Source organism: Sideroxydans lithotrophicus ES-1 (assembly GCF_000025705.1).
Classification (GTDB): Bacteria; Pseudomonadota; Gammaproteobacteria; order Burkholderiales; family Gallionellaceae; genus Sideroxyarcus; species Sideroxyarcus lithotrophicus.
In genome coordinates, this window is record NC_013959.1 from 836,586 (window position 1) to 855,611 (window position 19,026).

At 57.9% G+C, this 19,026-nt stretch carries 17 protein-coding genes; 9 read left to right on the plus strand and 8 right to left on the minus strand.

The genetic code is table 11. The features are described 5' to 3' along the window. Positions 1-22: 22 nt before the first annotated feature. The 7 genes from SLIT_RS04265 to nifL all read right to left on the minus strand — a co-directional run bounded on the left by SLIT_RS04265 (position 23) and on the right by nifL (position 7,682). The gene (locus tag SLIT_RS04265; RefSeq protein ID WP_013028987.1) at positions 23-1,771 is read right to left on the minus strand and encodes an AAA family ATPase; all 1,749 of its coding nucleotides are present in this window, start codon (positions 1,769-1,771) and stop codon (positions 23-25) included. Positions 1,772-2,263: 492 nt separating this feature from the next. After that, positions 2,264-3,283: a nucleotidyltransferase family protein gene (locus tag SLIT_RS04270; RefSeq protein WP_013028988.1), complete on the minus strand. Its 1,020-nt coding sequence runs from the start codon at positions 3,281-3,283 to the stop codon at positions 2,264-2,266. A 246-nt stretch (positions 3,284-3,529) separates the two neighbouring features. Then, a complete protein-coding gene (locus tag SLIT_RS04275) occupies positions 3,530-3,760 on the minus strand; it encodes a hypothetical protein (RefSeq protein WP_013028989.1) in 231 nt (76 codons plus the stop codon). Beyond that, positions 3,757-4,095: a DUF6156 family protein gene (locus SLIT_RS04280; protein WP_223293821.1), complete on the minus strand. Its 339-nt coding sequence runs from the start codon at positions 4,093-4,095 to the stop codon at positions 3,757-3,759. The genes SLIT_RS04275 and SLIT_RS04280 overlap by 4 nt, the downstream gene beginning before the upstream one ends. Before the next feature lie 100 nt (positions 4,096-4,195). Beyond that, positions 4,196-4,414 carry a Nif11-like leader peptide family natural product precursor gene (locus SLIT_RS04285; RefSeq protein ID WP_013028991.1) on the minus strand — a complete coding sequence of 73 codons (219 nt, stop codon included), beginning with the start codon at positions 4,412-4,414 and terminating at the stop codon, positions 4,196-4,198. A 156-nt stretch (positions 4,415-4,570) separates the two neighbouring features. Next, complete coding sequence (gene nifA / locus SLIT_RS04290; RefSeq protein WP_013028992.1) at positions 4,571-6,124, minus strand: nif-specific transcriptional activator NifA; 1,554 nt, start codon at positions 6,122-6,124, stop codon at positions 4,571-4,573. After that, positions 6,117-7,682, minus strand: coding sequence for a nitrogen fixation negative regulator NifL (nifL, locus tag SLIT_RS04295; protein WP_013028993.1), 1,566 nt, complete (start codon positions 7,680-7,682; stop codon positions 6,117-6,119). The genes nifA and nifL overlap by 8 nt, the downstream gene beginning before the upstream one ends. 255 nt (positions 7,683-7,937) lie before the next feature. Here nifL and rsxA point away from each other — a divergent pair, with 255 nt between their 5' ends. From rsxA to SLIT_RS04340, 9 genes are all read left to right on the plus strand, one after another. Further along, positions 7,938-8,513: an electron transport complex subunit RsxA gene (gene rsxA / locus SLIT_RS04300; RefSeq protein ID WP_013028994.1), complete on the plus strand. Its 576-nt coding sequence runs from the start codon at positions 7,938-7,940 to the stop codon at positions 8,511-8,513. A gap of 114 nt (positions 8,514-8,627) precedes the next feature. Further along, complete coding sequence (locus SLIT_RS04305) at positions 8,628-9,164, plus strand: RnfABCDGE type electron transport complex subunit B (RefSeq protein WP_013028995.1); 537 nt, start codon at positions 8,628-8,630, stop codon at positions 9,162-9,164. 163 nt (positions 9,165-9,327) lie between these two features. Next, positions 9,328-10,806, plus strand: coding sequence for an electron transport complex subunit RsxC (gene rsxC / locus SLIT_RS04310; protein WP_013028996.1), 1,479 nt, complete (start codon positions 9,328-9,330; stop codon positions 10,804-10,806). Positions 10,807-10,984: 178 nt separating this feature from the next. Beyond that, entirely contained in the window at positions 10,985-12,052 is a 1,068-nt protein-coding gene (locus SLIT_RS04315; protein ID WP_013028997.1) for an RnfABCDGE type electron transport complex subunit D, read from the plus strand. Between the two features lies 1 nt (position 12,053). Next, positions 12,054-12,683 (plus strand): electron transport complex subunit RsxG, encoded by a 630-nt coding sequence (gene rsxG, locus SLIT_RS04320; protein WP_013028998.1) that lies wholly within the window; start codon positions 12,054-12,056, stop codon positions 12,681-12,683. A 168-nt stretch (positions 12,684-12,851) separates the two neighbouring features. Continuing rightward, complete coding sequence (locus SLIT_RS04325; protein ID WP_013028999.1) at positions 12,852-13,532, plus strand: electron transport complex subunit E; 681 nt, start codon at positions 12,852-12,854, stop codon at positions 13,530-13,532. 8 nt (positions 13,533-13,540) lie between these two features. After that, positions 13,541-13,822 (plus strand): RnfH family protein, encoded by a 282-nt coding sequence (locus tag SLIT_RS04330; protein WP_013029000.1) that lies wholly within the window; start codon positions 13,541-13,543, stop codon positions 13,820-13,822. A 21-nt stretch (positions 13,823-13,843) separates the two neighbouring features. After that, a complete protein-coding gene (locus SLIT_RS04335) occupies positions 13,844-15,082 on the plus strand; it encodes a cation:proton antiporter (protein ID WP_013029001.1) in 1,239 nt (412 codons plus the stop codon). 271 nt (positions 15,083-15,353) lie between these two features. Then, positions 15,354-16,646, plus strand: coding sequence for an NAD(P)-binding domain-containing protein (locus tag SLIT_RS04340; protein WP_013029002.1), 1,293 nt, complete (start codon positions 15,354-15,356; stop codon positions 16,644-16,646). Positions 16,647-16,686: 40 nt separating this feature from the next. On the opposite strand, the gene SLIT_RS04345 is transcribed toward SLIT_RS04340, so the two are convergent. Continuing rightward, positions 16,687-18,921: a hypothetical protein gene (locus tag SLIT_RS04345; RefSeq protein WP_013029003.1), complete on the minus strand. Its 2,235-nt coding sequence runs from the start codon at positions 18,919-18,921 to the stop codon at positions 16,687-16,689. Positions 18,922-19,026 lie beyond the last annotated feature (105 nt).

A 19,026-nucleotide genomic window follows, 5' to 3' on the forward strand; every position in this document is an offset into this window, starting at 1 on the left:
CATGTAAATTTAGTTGGTCAGTCTAATTTTTTAGCCGCAGGGCCACTACCTCTACAGCTGCCTCAAATTCAGTAAGAAACTTGGTGACTTCTGTGGGTCTGTCGGCGACCCAAGACTCCAACAATTTCCAGTCCTTGATGTGCGCGAGGTTACTCGTCCACCACTTCTTTGTTTTGTCTCGATCAGCCAAGACAGTTATGTCGGTCTCCAAGAGGTGTTCTGAAATGTATGTCGTTGTAATCGGAAGGCGATCGAGTGCAGCCTCATGGCTATCTGGATCACTCACTATATTTTTTAGATACTGAATTAATGTACGCTCAGGGGCTAGCGGCCGCTTTATTAGATCCTTGTTTTCGGCTCCCGTTTTCTTTCCCGTATACATATCGCCTGGAAGGCGGGCAGTATGTTTGTATTTTTCATTCGCCTGGCTCGCCGAGGCATCTGCATCCAAGACCATAACTACTTTTCTAAAGTACGGATCATGGTCCCCTAACGCAGCCAAATTTTCACAGCCGACCCCAAGAGGCATACAGTCCAACTTCACACCGTGCTTAGATCCAAGCGTCCTTAGGTATGTCGTTCCTGCAATTGCCTTAAATACTGCTGCGGCCTCATCGTCTTCAAAATAGACTTTTAGCTTCGGTAGCTTCGCCTTCGCTGCCTTTTTTGGAGGCAGCAATTCCATATCCTCAAAGATAGTCTGGAGTGAGGGACTATCCAGAGCCTTCGGCCGGCCTGGGTCGCGCAAATAGACGACACCATCTAAGCGTTTAGCACTTAATGGTTCTGATTCAGGATGCACTGCCTCAATCAACCGCAGGGAGTGAGTAGTCGCAATAATTTGTAGGCCAAGTTTTTTAGCGTGGGATTTCAGCGCCTTGACCAACTTGCCTATCGCATGTGGATGAAACCCCGCGTCTAGCTCATCGATGATAAGCAAGCCCCCTGGATAATCTGCCCACTCTCGTTTCAGCTTTTGGAATGACGCGAGAGCTAAGGCAATGCTGCCCAGGCTATCTTGTCCAAGTGAGACGCACTTTGGATCAAACTCATAGGCAGGCTGTCCTGAAAGCTTTCCTGTATTTTTGATGCGATGAGCGGTAATTTTTGAAGAAGTTGCTTCGCTACCAGAGATAACACTATTAAAAAAACTAGCTATCAAAGCCGCATCGGATGGATCCATTGTCTTGGTACTACTAGCGACAGTCCCTTGCTCAGCCTCTCCTAGGGGCAATACTCGAGTCATTCCAAGATATATCGTTGGCAGAGGGACCTTCCCCGCCGGGCCAACCACAACTTTTCTACTCTCGCTAACAAACGTGCTTGTAGAGGGTTCTACTGTGCGGGAAACAACTCTAACCTCACTGGAACTGGAGTCGTCGCTACGGGGTTCCACTCGACATGCTTTCCCTACGACCTCTTTCTCATCGATCAGAAAGTGAATTAGGGGCTCCCCTAAAGTGGGGGGCGGCCCCAGCTTTGACTCGTAATCGCCAACATAATCAAGATGAATAATTTCCCCGAAATTCGCTTGGTATGTTTTATCGAAATAGGAAGTATTTTGCGCGCGGGTATATCCCAGCTTGTGCCCCCTAAGAACGCGGCTTGTCAGCCCAGACTGATGCGCGATTAAGCCGAGGATTGTCGACTTTCCAATCCCGTTGTGGCCTGCAATGACCGTAATCCGCTCTGCTATTGGAATTTTCAGACTCTTGAGGCGGCGAAACTTACATCCATCAAAGGTCAGTGAGGTAACCCTAATGCGCGGCATTTGCGTCCTAATTTTGAGAATCTAAAGGTCGCAAATATAAACCATTATTTGCAATAGTCATATCGCTAGTTTTCGAGGGAAATAGGGCTCCCATCTTTGGTCAAAAGCCAAATAAATTCCCATGGACGAAGTGACCTCGCAGGCCGAGAAACACGACCGTCGGGTTTCAAGCTGGTGGAGGCTTAGCTCAATCAAAATACAGCCCTTGAGGCTGCCTAAGATGTGGACGTCTTGTTTGCCTGTTTGCGAGACTCAATTGCCGTCTTAATTCGAAACACCTAGTCCACCGGGTTTAGTGGACGACCACTCCACTGCATTGCAACCGTCACCGGCCGAAATCCGAAGACTGCAATCAGGCTGAAGCAGCCGGATTGCCTTGATAACTTGAATGGCAACTCTGGCCGACTAACTGCCATGCATTGCACGTGGCGCGCCATCTCGCATAGGTTAGCTTCTACCAAAGTACCCGAGCTGATGTGTTATGCGCGGCAACTAGCTTTTGCCGTCAAGCAAGGCAAAGGTGTTGTCGTCGCGCAAACTTTCCGGAAATACATGAATTTTGTCGAAGCTCAATTGCGGTAGTCGCTCCTGGAGCAGCTGGTAAACAGCGCGGGCTTGCGCCAAGTCGCGCGGTTTTTTCATGGGGTTTCGATCCTCTTTTTGGCTCAACCATGTTTTGTAGAAGACGAAGGCGCGCGGATCGACCGTTACCATTTCGGCCATGCTGCCGTTTGTGCCGACTACAACTTGGCGGAATTTCGGGGAACTCAGTAGCCAATCCATGTTCTTGATTTTGGTTGCCCAAAAATCATCCGGGTTGGCGATTAATTGCGGATGCTCCTTGTCGTCAAAGAACGATGCGGGGCGGCGTTTGATCAGGTCGATCATATAGCCTTGTGAATTGGCTGCGCTGTATTCCTGATCTTTCAGCAGCTCAAAGGTCGGATCAATCTTTTTTAGCACGCCGATCAATCCGTACTTGTTGAAATGCTCGTCGCCATCTGCGGCAAGGGTGATTCGTTTGCGCGAATCCCACAGTAGATCCATATCTGTGGTTGCCGTCACGTCACCGTTGAATCGAACGCCCGCCTGCGTTTCATAGGCGTAGAGCGCATTAGTTCCGATCACCATGAAATGGTCCTGCAATCCCGTACGCCTGATTTCTTCCAGCAAGCCGACCACAACATTCGGCGTGCGTCCTACCCGTAAAGCGGCATTAAGTCGGGTATGCGTGGCGATGGCGGCACTGAGTTGTTTCAGGGTTTGCTCGGAAGAGGCTTTGCCTTTCTTGAATTCCTCCAGAATTCTTTCGGTCTCCGGCGTCCTCACTCCAAGGCTCTTAGCTTGCCTTGCAGCGTATTCGCGATATAGATAGTCGCGACCTTTGACGGTTTTCCAGTACATGCTGCCACGATAATTCTGCGCACGACGTTCCGCTGCAAGCCAGGATTTTCTGGCCTGTTCGGCATCGATGTATTGCCGGATCTGGTTTTCGTCGAGAGCGGTGAACATAGCGGTTAGAGGAAATATTGTGTTTTGGCAACTTTATCCTCTAATTCCATATAAGTCAAAGTATTATATTATGTGATCGTGGTTGCACTTTTGTGTATGTCGCCAGTTTTTGTGGGGAGAGTGCAGAAATTGGGCGTATCTAAAACGTCCGGTAGCCGCACATGGCAGATATGCCCACAGCCACTGAAACCGGCCGATATGGTCAAATAGCAGCTACGCTTAGCTCGCAGCGCGGCTATCCAGTCATCATGCAGTGTTTTCTTCGCGCCGATGCCGGACTTTTTTCTCCACCTTATCTGCGACATAAGCTGCGAACACATCCACGTTGTCATAGCCCTGTGCCAGAGCGAATTCCGACAGCGCGTCGATCAGGTTTCTGGTCTGTTCGATCTCGGCGAAGCTGCGGCCGCAGGTCAGGCATCTTTCGCCATCGTCGCGGCAGGCGGTCTTGCCTTTGCAGGGATTGAAGGTGCTCAAGCGGGGCTGCCTTCCGTATCGAAGATCAGCATCGTCGTTTCGCCGTCGATGTCGGTGATTTCGGCCGCGCTCAACTTGCCGTTGCCGTGGTAGGTGTAACGGTGTGCGAGTTCGATCTCGCCGTAAGCGAGTTTGTCGAAACCGGTGAGGCGGTCGTTCTCGTCGAAGTAGCCCTGGAAGTAGGTGTTGCGGTTCTCCACTTCGCTGGCCTGCAGTTCGTTCACCAGCTTGAACGGCAGCTTCACTCCGGTGTAGGTCACAAAGAACCGGAGCTTCCCCCGGTTCTCATTCCGATCCCACTTCTTCAGTGACACTGCGTTGGCTTCTTCGCTCACTCCTTGCCGTGCTTCTTGCACTGTCTTTGTTGTTTGCTCGTCGCCGCATTGTTTCACTTTTGAATTGGAATCGGAATATTTACTTTTGGTACCCATCTACTCAGGCGCGCAGCAGCGCTTTGGCAAGACGCTCGGAGAGCTGGTCGGCGGTGAACTGCGGCTCGTTGGGCGGATACATCTCGTCCTCGATGAAGTTGAAGCCATGCTCCTGTGCCAGTGCGAGCAGTTCGCGCACTTTCTGGCAGGCGACCAGTTTTGCTTTCAGTTCCTGATCTGCTTTTGCCTTGTCGGAAAAACCCTTGATGTCTTTGATTGCCATGTTTGTCCCATGAATTTTGGAGTAAATGAAACAACGGGACACGTTCGATCCCGTTTTGTCGGTTGGATTGTCGTTTTTTTCAACCTTGAGCATCAGGCAGCAAAATGCATGCCTGCCCGATAAGGCGAGTGCCGCAGATCAAAGGCGATGTTCTTCCTAGATCTGCCGCACCTTGATGTTCAGCGTCTGGATGCGATAGGCGATCTGGCGCGGTGTCATGTCGAGCAGTCGCGCAGCCTTGGCCTGCACCCAGCCTGCCTGTTCCAGCGCGGCGATGACTTTCTCGCGTTCGTCGAGGTTGGGGTCGTCGAGATCCAGTTCCTGGATCGCGCCGCGGCTGGCCGAGATCTTTTCGTCGATGCCGGTGAGCAGGATGGCGTCGCGGTCGATGGTGTCGCCCTCGGTCATCACCGAAGCGCGCTCCAGGCAGTTCTCCAGTTCGCGTACGTTGCCGGGCCAGTCGTGATGCATGAGCACGCGCAGCGCGGCGTCGGTCAGGTTGAGTTGCCGGCCCTGTTGTGTGCTGATCTTTTCCACCAGGAAGCGCGCGATCTCGGGGATGTCTTCCATGCGGTCGCGCAGCGGCGGCAGGTACAGCGGCATGACGTTGAGACGGTAATACAGGTCTTCGCGGAAGCGGCCCTTTTCCACTTCGGCTTCCAGGTCGCGGTGTGTCGCAGCGACCACGCGCACATCCACCTTGATGGTCTTGGTGCCGCCGACGCGTTCCAGCTCGCCTTCCTGCAGCACGCGCAGAAGCTTGGCCTGAAACGACGGGGATATCTCGCCGATCTCGTCGAGGAACACGGTGCCGCCTTCGGCCTGTTCGAAGCGTCCCTTGCGTTGCGCCACCGCGCCGGTGAAGGCGCCTTTCTCGTGGCCGAACAATTCGCTCTCCAGCAGGGTCTCGGGCAACGCTGCGCAGTTGAGCTTGACGAAGCTGCCGCGTGCCCTCGGCGAGTTGTAATGGATGGCATTGGCGATGAGCTCCTTGCCGGTGCCGGTCTCGCCGCGGATCAGCACGGTGGTGTTCCATTTCGCCACCAGCCGCACTTGCTCGAAGATGCGCCGCATCGGCTGGGTGTGGCCGATGATGTTGTCGAAGCCGTACTGGCCGCGCACGGTGCGGCGCAACACGTCGCGCTCCTCGGCGATCTCGTTCTTTTCCTGCGCCACTTCCTGCGACAGGCGCACGCTCTGGCCGATCAGGTTGGCGACCATCTCGAGGAAGCGCTGGTATTCGCTGAGCTGTTTGGTGATGCTGGGCGCGGGTTGTGCCGCCAGCACGCCGACCACTTTCTGGCCGATGCGGATCGGCACGCCGACGAAAGCCCCCTGCGGGTTGTAGATGCCCATGCGGCTGAGGAAGCGCGGTTCGTCCATGATGCATGCGACCACGATGCTGTTGCCGGTCTTGAGGATGGTGCCGACCACGCCTTCGCCGGGCTGATAGCTGACCTCTTCGGTGACGGCATCCGATACGCCGTACACCAGCGATACCTGCAACTCGCCGCTTGCGGCGTCGATCAGGCTGACCATGCCGCGTTCCAGCGCGACGCCTTCATGCAGTGCATGCAGCACGCCGTCCAGCGTTTCCTTGAAGTTGAGCGAACGCGACAACACCTTGCTCACCTGGTACAGCGTCTCCAGTTCAGAGCGGAGCAGGTCGAGCTCGTGCCCAGACCTTCTTTCGATGCGTTCTTCAACCATGATTGGCTCCCGTGAGCAGCGGCAGTTGCACACGTACGCGGCAGCCGGCGTGATAACCGGGATCGATGTCGATGGTGCCGCCGTGCCGGATCACCACTTCCTGTGCCATCGCCAGGCCGAGGCCGAGATGCTGCCGCGCCGCACCCTTGGTGGTGAAGAACGGCTGGAACACTTTGTAACGCAGATCGTCGGCGATGCCGGGGCCGCTGTCTTCGACGAACACTTCGAGATGGTCGCCGCGCGATGTGCAGGCGATGCGCAGCTCGCGCTGGCCGCCGCGGCGTTCGTTCACCGCTTCGACGGCGTTCGAGATGAGCTGTTTGAACAGGTTGGTCAATTGGCCAGGATGTCCGGATACCACCGGGGGCTCGTTCGAAGGAGACCACTCCACCACGATGCCCGCGCCGAGCAGGCTGGCGGTGGTGAGCTTGAGCACATCGGCCAAGACTTCGTTGAGATTGACCGGCTGCAGCGCTTCATTGCCCTGCTCGGGGATGCAGCCGCGCAGCGTCTCCAGCACTTCGCGGCTCTTTTGCATGGCTTCTTCCAGCGCGCTGGCTGCGGGCAGGTCGGCGCCCGCTTCGCGGCGGCGCTCCATCATGTTGGCAGCGGCGCTCAGCATGTTGAGCGGGCCTTCCAGTTGATACACCGCTCCCGCCAGCGTCTCGCGCAGGCCCTGGATGCGTTCCTGTTCGGCCAGCAGCGCGCGCAGGCTGTTGATGCGCAGCGCTTCCTGCTGGCGCTTGATCTCGCTGATGTCCTGGATGGTGAGCAGCAGATAGTGGCGGCGCAGCGGTTCGTAGAACGCGTCTGCACCGACGTCGTGTTCCTCGAACCACGATATCGCGCAGGAGAACCAGCGCGTCGGGCGTTTGGGCGATTCGATGCACACTTCGCGCGCGGCGATGTTGCGATGTTTCTCATAGGCCTTGGTATATGCATCGCCCATCTGTAAACGCAGTGCTTCGAGCAGCCTTACCGCCGGCTCCTTGCCGAGGTCGCCGATGAGTTTCTTGTATTCCTGGTTGTCCAGCAGCACGTGCTCGTTTTCGTCCAGCAGCACGATGGCGACCTGCGCCGCATCCACCACCGATTCGATCAGCGTCTTCTGGTTCTGCACCTGCCGTTCCAACCGGTGCACCTCGGTCACGTCGCGGTGCATGCCGAGATAGTGCGTGGTCAGGCCTGCTTCGCCCACCACCGGCGTGATGGTGACATCGGCCAGATAGCGGTTGCCGTCCTTGCGCTTGTTCACCAGCAGGCCGTTCCACGGGCGCTGGCGCTGGATCTGTGCCCACAATGTCTCGTACACCAGCTTGGGCGTGACGCGGTACGAGAGGATGGATTCGTTGTGCCCGACGATCTCGTCCTGCCCGTATCCGGTGATGCGCTGGAATGCGGCGTTGGCATACAGGATATTGGCGCGTGCATCGGTGATGGAGATCGCCAGTGCGGCCTGTTCCACTGCCTGGCGGAACAGATGCGAAGGCACATTGCTGTCGCTGTCCATGCTGGATGCTTGCAGATTCGGTTCGTTCGGTGCTTGCGGCTTGGACATGATGGTTCCATTTCATGTGGATACAGTCTGTTCAGCAATATCTGTGCCGATGATTTTCCTTTCCGGCTCAACGGCGGCAATGACAGGCGGTTTGTCGCGTTTGCTACATCAGGGCGCGCCCCGACCTGACAACGACAAAGGTTTTTTGCACCTGTATGGTGCGCCCCGGTATCAAACGCCTGATTCTGTGCGGCTCGATCCTGCATGCATTCCTTGGCACGCCGCTTGCACTAAGGAGCACAGGAGATTATCGATATGCGCGAATATTTGATGTTGTTGCTCAGCACGGTGCTGGTGAACAACGTGGTGCTGGTGAAGTTCCTGGGACTGTGCCCGTTCATGGGCATCTCCAAGAAGACCGATACCGCCATCAGCATGGGACTGGCCACGACCTTTGTGATGACCATGGCCTCTGCAGCCTGCTGGATGCTGGAGCACTGGCTGCTGGTTCCGCTGGGCATGGTCTATCTGCGCATCCTTGTCTATATCCTGGTCATCGCCGTCGTCGTGCAATTCACCGAGATGGTGGTGCGCAAGACCAACCCGGGGCTGTACCAGGTGCTGGGTATCTATCTGCCGCTCATCACCACCAACTGCGCAGTGCTGGGCATCCCGTTGCTGACCACGCAAGAGAAACTGCCTTTCGTCAACAGCCTGTTATATGGCTTCGGCTCGGCTGCCGGTTTCACCCTGGTGTTGCTGCTGTTCGCCGGATTGCGCGAACGGCTGGCGTTGGCGCAAGTGCCGTCCGCTTTCGTCGGTGCGCCGATCGGCTTCATCACGGCAAGTCTGCTGGCGCTGGCCTTCATGGGTTTTGCGGGGCTGGTTTAAATATGAAAAATCTTTTTAGCCACAGAGAACACAGAGATCACAGAGAAAGATATGCAGGGTTTTCTCTGTGTGCTCTGTGTTCTCTGTGGCTAAGTGGGTTTTAAGGAGATTGAAATGTTCACGGCTATTGTCAGTCTGACTATCCTCGGTTCGGCTATGGGACTGTTCCTCGGCTACTCCGCGCGCAAGCTTGAGGTGGAAGGCAATCCGCTGGTCGCCGAGATACAGGCCATCCTGCCGGGATCGCAATGCGGCCAATGCGGCTTCCCCGGCTGTGCCGGTGCCGCGCAGGCGCTGGCCGACCGCAATGCGCCGGTCACGCTGTGCCCGCCGGGTGGGCGCGCGGTGGTGCAGGCGCTGGCGCTGAAGCTCGGCATCGAAGCGAACCTTTCCGATGTCGCCGACAATGTGCCGATGGTCGCCGAAGTGAAAGAGGAGATCTGCATCGGCTGCACGCGCTGCTTCAAGGTGTGCCCGACCGACGCCATCATGGGCGCGGCGCAGCAGATCCATGTGGTGTTCCGCGAAGCGTGCACCGCCTGCGGCAAATGCGAGGAAGTCTGTCCGACCGAATCGGTGAAGCTGCAGCCGATCCCGGTGACGCTGCAATCCTGGCACTGGCACAAGCCGATGGTGGGGGTGGCAGCATGAGCAGAGAGCAGGGGCCCCACGTGTGGGGATGTGAACGTCCGCGAGTGCGGGAGGGTCGTTGCGCAGCAACGGGGTACCCACCGGCCTCCTCCTTGCGAGGGGTGCTGCCGAGCCTCCGACACGCTGCATGTTGCGTTCCATCTCTCTCTAATGAGGAGGCAGCATGAAACTATTCGATCTGCGCGGCGGCGTGCATCCGGAAGGTCGCAAGGACTTGTCGGCCGAGCGCCATATTCGCGCATTGCCGTTGCCGAAAAAACTGTTCGTGCCGTTGCAGCAACATATCGGTGCACCTGCCACGCCGGTGGTGAAAGTGGGTGACCATGTATTGAAAGGACAGCTGCTTGCGGCAGCGCAAGGCACCGTGTCGTCATCGGTGCATGCACCGACCTCCGGCGTGATCGTCGCGATGGGCGATTTCCCTGCACCGCATCCATCCGGCTTGCCGGTGCCGACCATCACGCTGGAAAGCGACGGTGAAGACAAATGGATCGCGACCGAGTCGGTGGACGATCCGTTCGCGCTCTCGCCCGAGAACATCGCCGCGCGTGTCGCGGTGGCCGGCATCGTCGGCCTGGGCGGCGCGACTTTCCCTGCGGCACTCAAACTGAACCTGAGCCGCAGCAGCGGCGTGCAGACGCTGATCATGAACGGCGGCGAATGCGAACCCTACCTGACCTGCGACGACCGCATCATGCGCGAGCGGGCAGGGCAGATCGTCGAAGGCATACGCCTGATCGCGATTGCGGTTGCCGCCAAGGAAGTGCTGGTCGGCATCGAGGACAACAAGCCGGAAGCCATCGCTGCCATGCAAGCTGCGGCGGAAGGCAGTGCGGTCAAAGTCGTGACGATGCCGAGCATGTATCCGATGGGTTCGGAGAAGCAGATCATCCAGGTGCTGACCGGCAAGGAGATCCCCGCGGGTGGACGTCCCGCCGACATCGGTGTGCTGGTGCACAACGTCGCCACCGCGTTCGCCGTGCAGCAGGCGATCCGGTACGGGCGGCCATTGATCTCGCGCATCGTCACCGTCAGCGGCGGGGCGATCAAGACAGCGTGCAATGTGGAAGCCTTGGTCGGCACGCCGGTACAGGAATTGATCGATTTTGCAGATGGCTATGTGCAACCCGCTGCTCGTCTGGTGCTGGGCGGGCCGATGATGGGGCAGCAATTCACCAATACCGAGGTGCCCGTGGTCAAAGGCACCAGCGGTGTGCTGGCGCTGACGGCGAAAGAGATCGGGCAGGCGGAGGCATCGCCGTGCATCCGTTGTTCGACCTGCGTGCGTGCGTGTCCGGTCGGTCTGTTGCCGCTGGAGATGGCTTCGCGCATCCGCGTTTCCGATCTTGCCGGTGCAGTCGCATTCGGGCTGAAGGATTGCATCGCCTGCGGCTCCTGCTCGTATGTCTGCCCGGCGCATATCCCGCTGGTGCACTACTTCAACTACGCCAAGGGCGACCTGGCCGGACAGGAGCGTGCCAAGCTGAAACAGGAAGCCACCAAAAAACTGGCCGATGCACGCAACGAACGCATCGCCCGTATCGAACGCGAACGGGCCGAGGCCGCGGCAAAACGCAAGGCCGCACGCGAGGCGAAAGAACGGGCCGCGAAAGAGGCGGCGGCGAAGGTGGAGGTCGTATGAGTAACGTTGCTATGCGCCTATGTATTCAACGAGCCCAGCCAGTCCCCTCTCCCGCTCGCGGGAGAGGGTTAGGGAGAGGGAAGATATTTGAAATATTCATGTCATTTTCGAAATACGCTCTCTCCCCCCGCCCCTCTCCCACAAGTGGGCGAGGGGAGCTAATCGCAAGGAGGTCTTCATGAACCCCATCGCACACTCCCCGCACGCACATGCTCCAGTCTCCATCGGCAAGGTGATGGGCACGGTATTGATCGCGCTCACTCCGGCCACACTGTTCGGATTCTGGCTGTATGGCTGGCCTGCGATCAACCTGTGGGCAGTATCGCTGATCGCCGCCATCGTCGGCGAAGCTGTGGTCGTGAATCTGCAGGGACGCGCCGTGCGACCGGTGCTGATGGATGGTTCCGGCGTGCTGACCGCATGGTTGCTGGCAGTCTCGTTGCCGCCGTTCGCACCGTGGTGGATCGCCGCGCTGGGCAGCCTGTTCGCGGTCGTCATCGGCAAACAGGTGTTTGGCGGTCTGGGGCAGAACGTGTTCAACCCGGCGATGGCGGCGCGCGTGATGCTGCTGATCTCGTTCCCGCTGGAGATGACTTCCTGGGTCGCGCCTGCGCCGCTGGGTTCGGCACATGCACCCGGTTGGCTGGACAGTTTGCGCATCACATTCATGAGCCAGCCGCTGGACGGCATGGCCAGCGCTTCGCTGCTCGGCCATGTGAAGACCGAATTCACGCGCGGTGTCGGACTGGATCAGGCGCTGGCCGGTTACTACGCGCCGCTCGATGCGCTGTGGGGCAGCCGAGCCGGCAGCATGGGTGAGACGGCGGCGCTGTTGTTGCTGCTTGGTGGGCTGTATCTCATTGCCCGCCGCATCATCACCTGGCATGCGCCTGTCGCCATGCTGCTCGGTGTGGCCGTGCCCGCTTTGATCTTCAATGCGATCAATGCCAACCATTACGCCGGGCCGATGTACCACTTGCTGAGCGGCGGCCTGATCTTGGGGGCGTTCTTCATCGTCACCGATCCGGTGACCTCGCCGAATACCGCCTTGGGGCAGTTCATCTTCGGCTTCGGCTGCGGCGTGATGACCTGGATCATCCGCACTTGGGGCGGCTATCCGGAGGGTGTGGCGTTCGCCGTGATGCTGATGAACACGTTGACGCCGCTGATCGACCAGTACGTCAAGCCGCGCATCTATGGGCGCGACCGTAAGGGTGTGGCGTTGTCCGTGAACAAGGGGTCGTGAGATGAAGCTCGAAGAGTTGCGCGGCAAATTGAGTTACCAGGGGATATTGCTCGGCGGGGTGGCGTTGCTCACCAGCGGGGCGCTCGCGATCGCGGCCCACCTCACCGCTGCCGACATCAAGGCGGCGGAGACTGCGGACCTCAAGCAATCGCTGACGCAGGTGCTGCCGGGTGAATACGACAACGATCTGCTCAAGGACACCGTCACTTTGCCGGGCAAGGATGGTGATGTGCTGGTCTATCGCGCGCGCCGCCAGGGCAAAGTGGAAGCGGTGGTGTATCGCATGATCGGACACGGCTATGCCGGGGCGCTGGTGTGCGTGATGGGGGTGTCGCGCGAGGGCAGGATACTGGGGGTGCGCGTGATCAAGCATGCAGAGACGCCGGGGCTGGGTGACAAGATCGATCCGGCCAAGAGCAACTGGATCCATTCCTTCGAGGGCAAGTGGCTGGGCGATCCCGTGCCGGACAAATGGGCGGTGAAAAAAGATGGCGGTGTGTTCGACCAGTTCGCCGGTGCGACCATCACCCCGCGCGGCGTGGTCAAGGCAGTGAAGGAAGGGCTGGAGTTCTTTGATGCGAATCGGACTGCATTGCTCGATGGGGCTACAGTGGAAGGAATCAAGCCATGAGCCCTTTGTTCACCCGTCATTCCGGCGCAGGCCGGAAGCCAGCAAGAAATATATTCCGCGAAGCGGACAAAAACGAAATTTCATCCCGCTTCGCGGGTAATCATTGGACTGTCTGGATTCCGGCCTGCGCCGGAATGACGAAGTTTGCAATCGCGGGGGGTATTTGATATGAGCGGGAGTTACGCACGCATCACCAGGGATGGACTTTGGGACAACAACATCGTTTTCGCGCAGATACTCGGCATGTGCCCGACCATGGCGGTGACCAGCAGTGCCACCAACGGTCTCGGCATGGGATTGGCAACCACGGCGGTGTTGCTGGCATCGAACGCGATCATCTCGGCGGCGCGCGACCTGATCAGTCCGGATGTGCGCATCCCGGTGTATATCGTGCTGATCGCCACGCTGGTCACGTTGGTGGATGTGAGCCTGAACGCATGGGCGCATGACCTCTACAAGGTGCTCGGCTTGTACATCGCGCTGATCGTGGCGAACTGCGCGGTGCTGGGACGTGCCGAAGCGTTCGCCGCCAAGGTCGGCGTGGGCGAGGCGGCGATGGATGGCTTGATGATGGGGCTCGGGTTCACTTTGGCGCTGACCACCATCGGCGGTATCCGCGAAGTGCTGGGGGCGGGAACGTTGTTCGCCAATGCACATCTGCTGCTGGGACCTGCCTTCGCATTCCTGGAGACGACGGTGATACCCGATTACAAAGGCTACCTGTTGATGATCCTTCCTCCGGGCGGTTTCATGGTGCTTGGTTTCCTGCTGGCAGCCCGCCGCGTCATCGAGCGTCGCCGTGCCGAGCGTGCTGCAGTTGCAGCGGTGCCTGAAGCGGTCGCGGGTTAGGAGGGCATATGCAAATCGGAGTCGCCTATTCTGAACCTGCGCAGCAGCTCTGGCTGCGTATCGAAGTCCCTGACGAAGCCACCGTGCAGGCCGCCATCGAACAATCCGGGATACTGAAAAAATTCCCGGATATCGATTTGAGTACATGTGCAGTCGGTATCTTCGGTAAAATGGCGCAGCTGGATGCGCAGCTCAAGCCCGGCGACCGCGTGGAGATATATCGCGCCATCACCGCGGATCCAGCCACAGTGCCGCGCCGCCGCATCGAGGGCGAAGACGACGAAGACTAACGTTACCGATTAAGGAACAGGATGGAATCCTCCGCATCTTTGGAACTCGCGAAACACACGTTACTGGTTTTTGGCATCATCCTCGGCATCGGAACTTTCTCCGGATTCCTGGCACGCATACTGCGCGTACCCGATGTGGTCGTCTTCCTGCTGGTCGGCATGCTGATCGGCCCAGGCATGCTGGGCTTTGTGGACATCAAGGCGGACTCTACCGTCAACCAGCTGATCCTGATCTTCGGTTCGAGCTACATCCTGTTCGACGGCGGCGCTTCGATCCGGCTCAAGGTGCTGAAAGAGGTATGGGTCACCATCGTGGTGCTCGCCACCATCGGTGTGCTGATCTCTGCCGCCATCACCGGTGTGGCGGCTTATTACCTGTTGAATGTCCCCGTCATCGTGGCGCTGCTGCTTGGCGCGACGATAGCTTCCACCGATCCGGCCACGCTGGTGCCGGTGTTCAAACAGATCAGGATCAAGGATCGCGTTGCCCAGACGGTGATGAGCGAGTCGGCATTCAACGATGCGATGGGTGCCATCATCACATTCACGGTGCTTCATGTTGCGATGGGTGCCGGCGAATTTTCCGTGACCGATTCACTCATCGACCTGGTCAAACAATCGCTGTTCGGTATCGTGATAGGCGGTGTGCTGGGGTATCTGGCTGCCTTCATGATCTCGCACGAGAAGTTCGGCTTCCTTGCCGAATACGCGCCGGTGGTCACCCTGATGGCCGTGATCGGCGCCTACATGAGCGCAGACGGATTGCATTCCAGCGGTTTCATGGCGGTGTTCGTGTTCGGCATCATGCTCGGCAATCAGGAGTCGCTCGGCTTCCAGCGCGGCCATCACGATGAGGCTATCCTTGAGGATTTCATCCTGACCACCGCGCTGATCATGCGCATGTTCATCTTCATTCTGCTAGGCGCACAGGTCGATTTCGGCCTGATGAACAAGTACTTGTATGCGGGTGTGGCAGTGGTGACGATCTTCATGCTGGTGGGGCGCCCGGCCACCGTGTTCCTGTGCGCATTGCCGGATCGCCGCGCCAAGTGGACTCTTAAAGAGATGCTGTTCATGTGCTGGACGCGCGAGACCGGCGTCATCCCCGGTGCACTGGCCGGCATGCTGGTTGGCATGAAAGCGCCCGGCGCACAGATCATCGCTTCGGTCACTTTCATCGCCATCCTGATGACCATCCTGATCCAGGCTACGACCACCAAATGGCTGGCGAAGAAACTCGATCTGCTGGTCGAGAAATAGATCTGCATATGCTTTGAACGGGCAAGTGTCGCTTGCCCCATGGTCCGTTCCCGCGCTGTTGTTCTGAAAACCATGCAGTCGGTACAGCTGCCGCAACGCGGACTGGACGAGACGGATTCAGCGCCCGATCGATTGAACAAACCTCAGCCAGGAGGTGTCTGACTGCTGGGAATCAAAACGGATTTCACCATAAATCGGGGTTGCGCCCGGCCGGTCGTCGCAAACGCATACCAACAAGACGCCGGTTCGCCCCACCTTGGTAAGGCCGCCTATGGACACTTCTTACGCAATCTATCTGCTGTTCTTTGCCTTCGTGCTGCTCTTCTACCTGCGCAGCCGACTCAAGGGCGAGAGTTCGTCCGTCGAAGTGCTCAATGAATGCCTCGAAGCTGGATTGACGGAACCCTCGACCCTGCATCCCGAGATCGACCCCAGGCTTTGTCTGGGGGCAGGCAGCTGTGTCGCAGCCTGCCCGGAAGGTGCGCTCGGCATGATCAATGGCAAAGGAACGCTGATCAACCCGACCGTCTGCATCGGGCATGGTGCGTGCGAGGCGGCCTGTCCGCACGATGCGATCAAGCTGGTCTTCGGCACTGAACGACGCGGCATGGATATTCCGCAAGTCGATCCGCATTTCGAGACCAATGTGCCCGGCATCTTCATTGCGGGCGAACTCGGCGGCATGGGGTTGCTGCACAAGGCGGCAGGGCAAGGCAGCCGGGCAATTGAATATATCGCCGGACTCAAGGGCAACAAGAATCCCTACGATGTGGTCATCATCGGCGCGGGACCGGCCGGCCTGGCGGCGACGCTGGGAGCGATCGAACGCAAGTTACGTTATGTCACCATCGAGCAGGAAACTTCACTCGGCGGAGCCATGTTTAAGTACCCGCGCCACAAGATCGTCATGACTTCTCCTGCGGAATTGCCAATCGTCGGAAAAATGCAATTCAAGGAAGTGAGCAAGGAAGCACTGCTGGAGTTCTGGCACGGCGTCATTGCGCAGACCGGCATGCAGCTGAATTACGAAGAGCGCATGGAGGACATCACCAAAACCGACAATGGCTTTGTCGTCAAAACCACCAAAGGCTCATATGAAACCCGTGCCGTGTTGCTTGCCATAGGACGTCGCGGTACACCGCGCAAACTGGGCGTGCCCGGCGAAGAGCTGCCGAAAGTTGTGTACCATCTGGTCGATCCAGAACAATATTGCAACCAGCATGTCATGGTTGTGGGCGGTGGTGACAGCGCGCTCGAGGCCGCGATCGCCATTGCCGAACAACCGGGAACAACCGTCACGCTCTCCTATCGGAGCGAGGCATTCGGGCGCGGCAAAACGAAGAATCGCGAACGCTTGAAGGAGATGACGGACAAGGGGCGGATCACGGTACTGCTGAAATCGAACGTGAAACAGGTCAGCAAAGGCAAGATCCTGCTGGAACAGGAAAGCAGGATGATCGAGATGCCCAACGATGCGGTCATCGTGTGCGCAGGCGGCATCCTGCCCACACCGTTCCTCAAGCAGATCGGCGTGATGGTCGAAACGAAATTCGGCACCGCATAGAAAAACCTGCAGCTTGCGATACAGCCAGCCTCGCCATCGCTCAGAAATCCCAGCGCAGGCCAAGTGAATAGAAGACTCGGCTGGTATCGCTGTTGCTGATCGGGCCGCTGAATTTCAGCTTCTGGTAGCCCAAACTGGTGTCGACAGTGAATTGCTGTTTGAAGCGATATGAACCGCGCAGCAACGGCATGATCTGTTTGGTCGCACCACCGAATTGGTCTTTGAAGCTTGACCACTGCAAGGTCGTATCCACCAGCCAGTTGCTGCCGACCGGCGTGTGATTGTAGAGAAAGATGGAGTTGCCATTTACGTAGCTGCTGCTGCTGAAGGTGAAGCTGCCAGACCAGACATCTCCCGGGTTGTGCAGGCCGCTGCCGATAAGTTGTGCAGTCATGCTCCTTTCCAGCCCCCGCGGCGGCTGGGCGACAATACAACCTTGAGGTGTTGTCGTGCCGGAACATTGAATTGGCAACTGGGTAACTGGATCTATGGCTGGATTCAGGGTTTGGCCACTGCTTCCCAAACCGGTTGTATTCGTAAGACGGAAATCGCCGCCGATCTGCCACTTTTCGTGCAGCGTGTGCGTGATGCCGAACTGCCCTATATTGGAAATTGCGGTGCGTGCCAATGCCAGATCGCGCAAGCTGTCGACCGACATGGTTTGCAGCAAAGTGCCGATCGATGAAGTCGTGGCGCCATTCAGTGCATTGCGGATACTCAAGGACGGGGTCTTGATGTGATCCAGCAAGATGCTTAGCGTGGTGTTGGGCAACAGGGAAATTCCTCTGGCCGTTCCCGTGAATTCGGCTGCATTCACTGCTTTGAAATACGTATCGTAATCAAGCAGGCCATATGCGTTCCGCTTGTCGTCAAAATACCGGAACTCCGAACCCACTGCCCGCCGGTCGAGCGTACCTTCCACCGTTTGGTTGATCCCGTAAAACGAGAATGCCCCTTTGTCCATGCTCGCACCAAAGAATCTCGGCTTACTACCCTGCATGGATTCCGACAGCGCTCCCGCAACACCGTTTACGCGCAACTCCTGCGGCGCGCCATACGATGCCGCCACGCCGTCGAAACGCCCCAGCACTCCGGCGCCCGTGGCTGACTGCCGCCCCACCCGCATCAGGTAATTGCTGGTACGCCCCTTGATCTCGCCGTAGGCGGTATATACCTTGTTCTGGCCGGGCTGGCCGGAAAGAAAGTTGCGGGTGTCCACGTCGCTGAATACCAGACGCTTGTCGTTGTTTTCGCTGCGGTAACGTTCGGAGGCGTCCACAGTGCTGATCAGCATGGATTGGTCGACCTGCGACAGTGAGCTGGTTGTTGTCTGTCCATTGAACGTGTTGGTGGTCGAGATGCTGCTATTGCCGTGATAGTAGGTTGACGAGATGCTGCCGAAAGTCGTAATGACGGTCTTCTGGCTTTGCACGGCGCCGGCAACAGTCAGTTGCGGGCTCGTGCCAGGCTTCCCGGAAAGTTCGAGCAGGCGCTGCGCCACGCGTTCCGCGCCGGCATCTTTCGGATAAAGTTTCAGGTACAGGTCATACTCGACTTTTGCCCTGTCGATCTGGCCGGCGCGTTGGCGTGCCACCCCGACCCATTCCTGGCCGATTTGCGTGTACTCGTTTGGCGGCAGCAGCAGTAGCTTGTTCAGCAGGCCCACTGCGTCATCGTTCTTCCCGGCTGCCAACGCATCGCGTCCCTGCACCAGCAGGGCGCGCGCTTCCTTGTTTATCCTGACCTCGGCGGCGACTTCTTCAGGAGTCAAATTGGCGCGGGTTGCGGGCTTTCTTTCCGGTTCGATCATGGGCAAGGAAGGTAGTTGTTCCCGGGCTGCCGGCCGTTTTTCCGGACGGATAGTGATCAGGAAACTCCGGTTGTCGCTGCCCGCGGCGATGCTGAATTCCGCTGCGTGTTCGAACTCGATGACCAGCCGCGGCCTGGTTGCCTGATCGCGCGTAGTCACGGTAAAGCCCGGAATAAGCGGGGAAGGTGGGGACCTGCGCACTTCATTGTCCTGCCAAGTCTCGGTGAAGGTCGCGTCTTGTACTCGGTCGTAATAGATTTGCAGTGTTTTGCCGCGGTGGGCGGGAAAATGGCGCAGGTAATGCACGGGCCCAGACAGGTTGATCGTGGCGACGATGCCCTCCTTTTCATAATCGAGACTGATGTCTTCCAGCGGCGGCTGGGCAAGCGCGCTGAATGAAATTGCAGATAGCAACAGGAGTCCTGGCAATTCCCGATACAGTCTGAAAGTAAGCTTGGGAGTCATTGCATTCTCCAGCCGGGTTACGGTTGCATATGTGCCAGTTGAGTGAAGCGACAGCTTCAGCAAATTGCGTAACAGCCAAAGGAATGCCGCACGAATATTTCATTT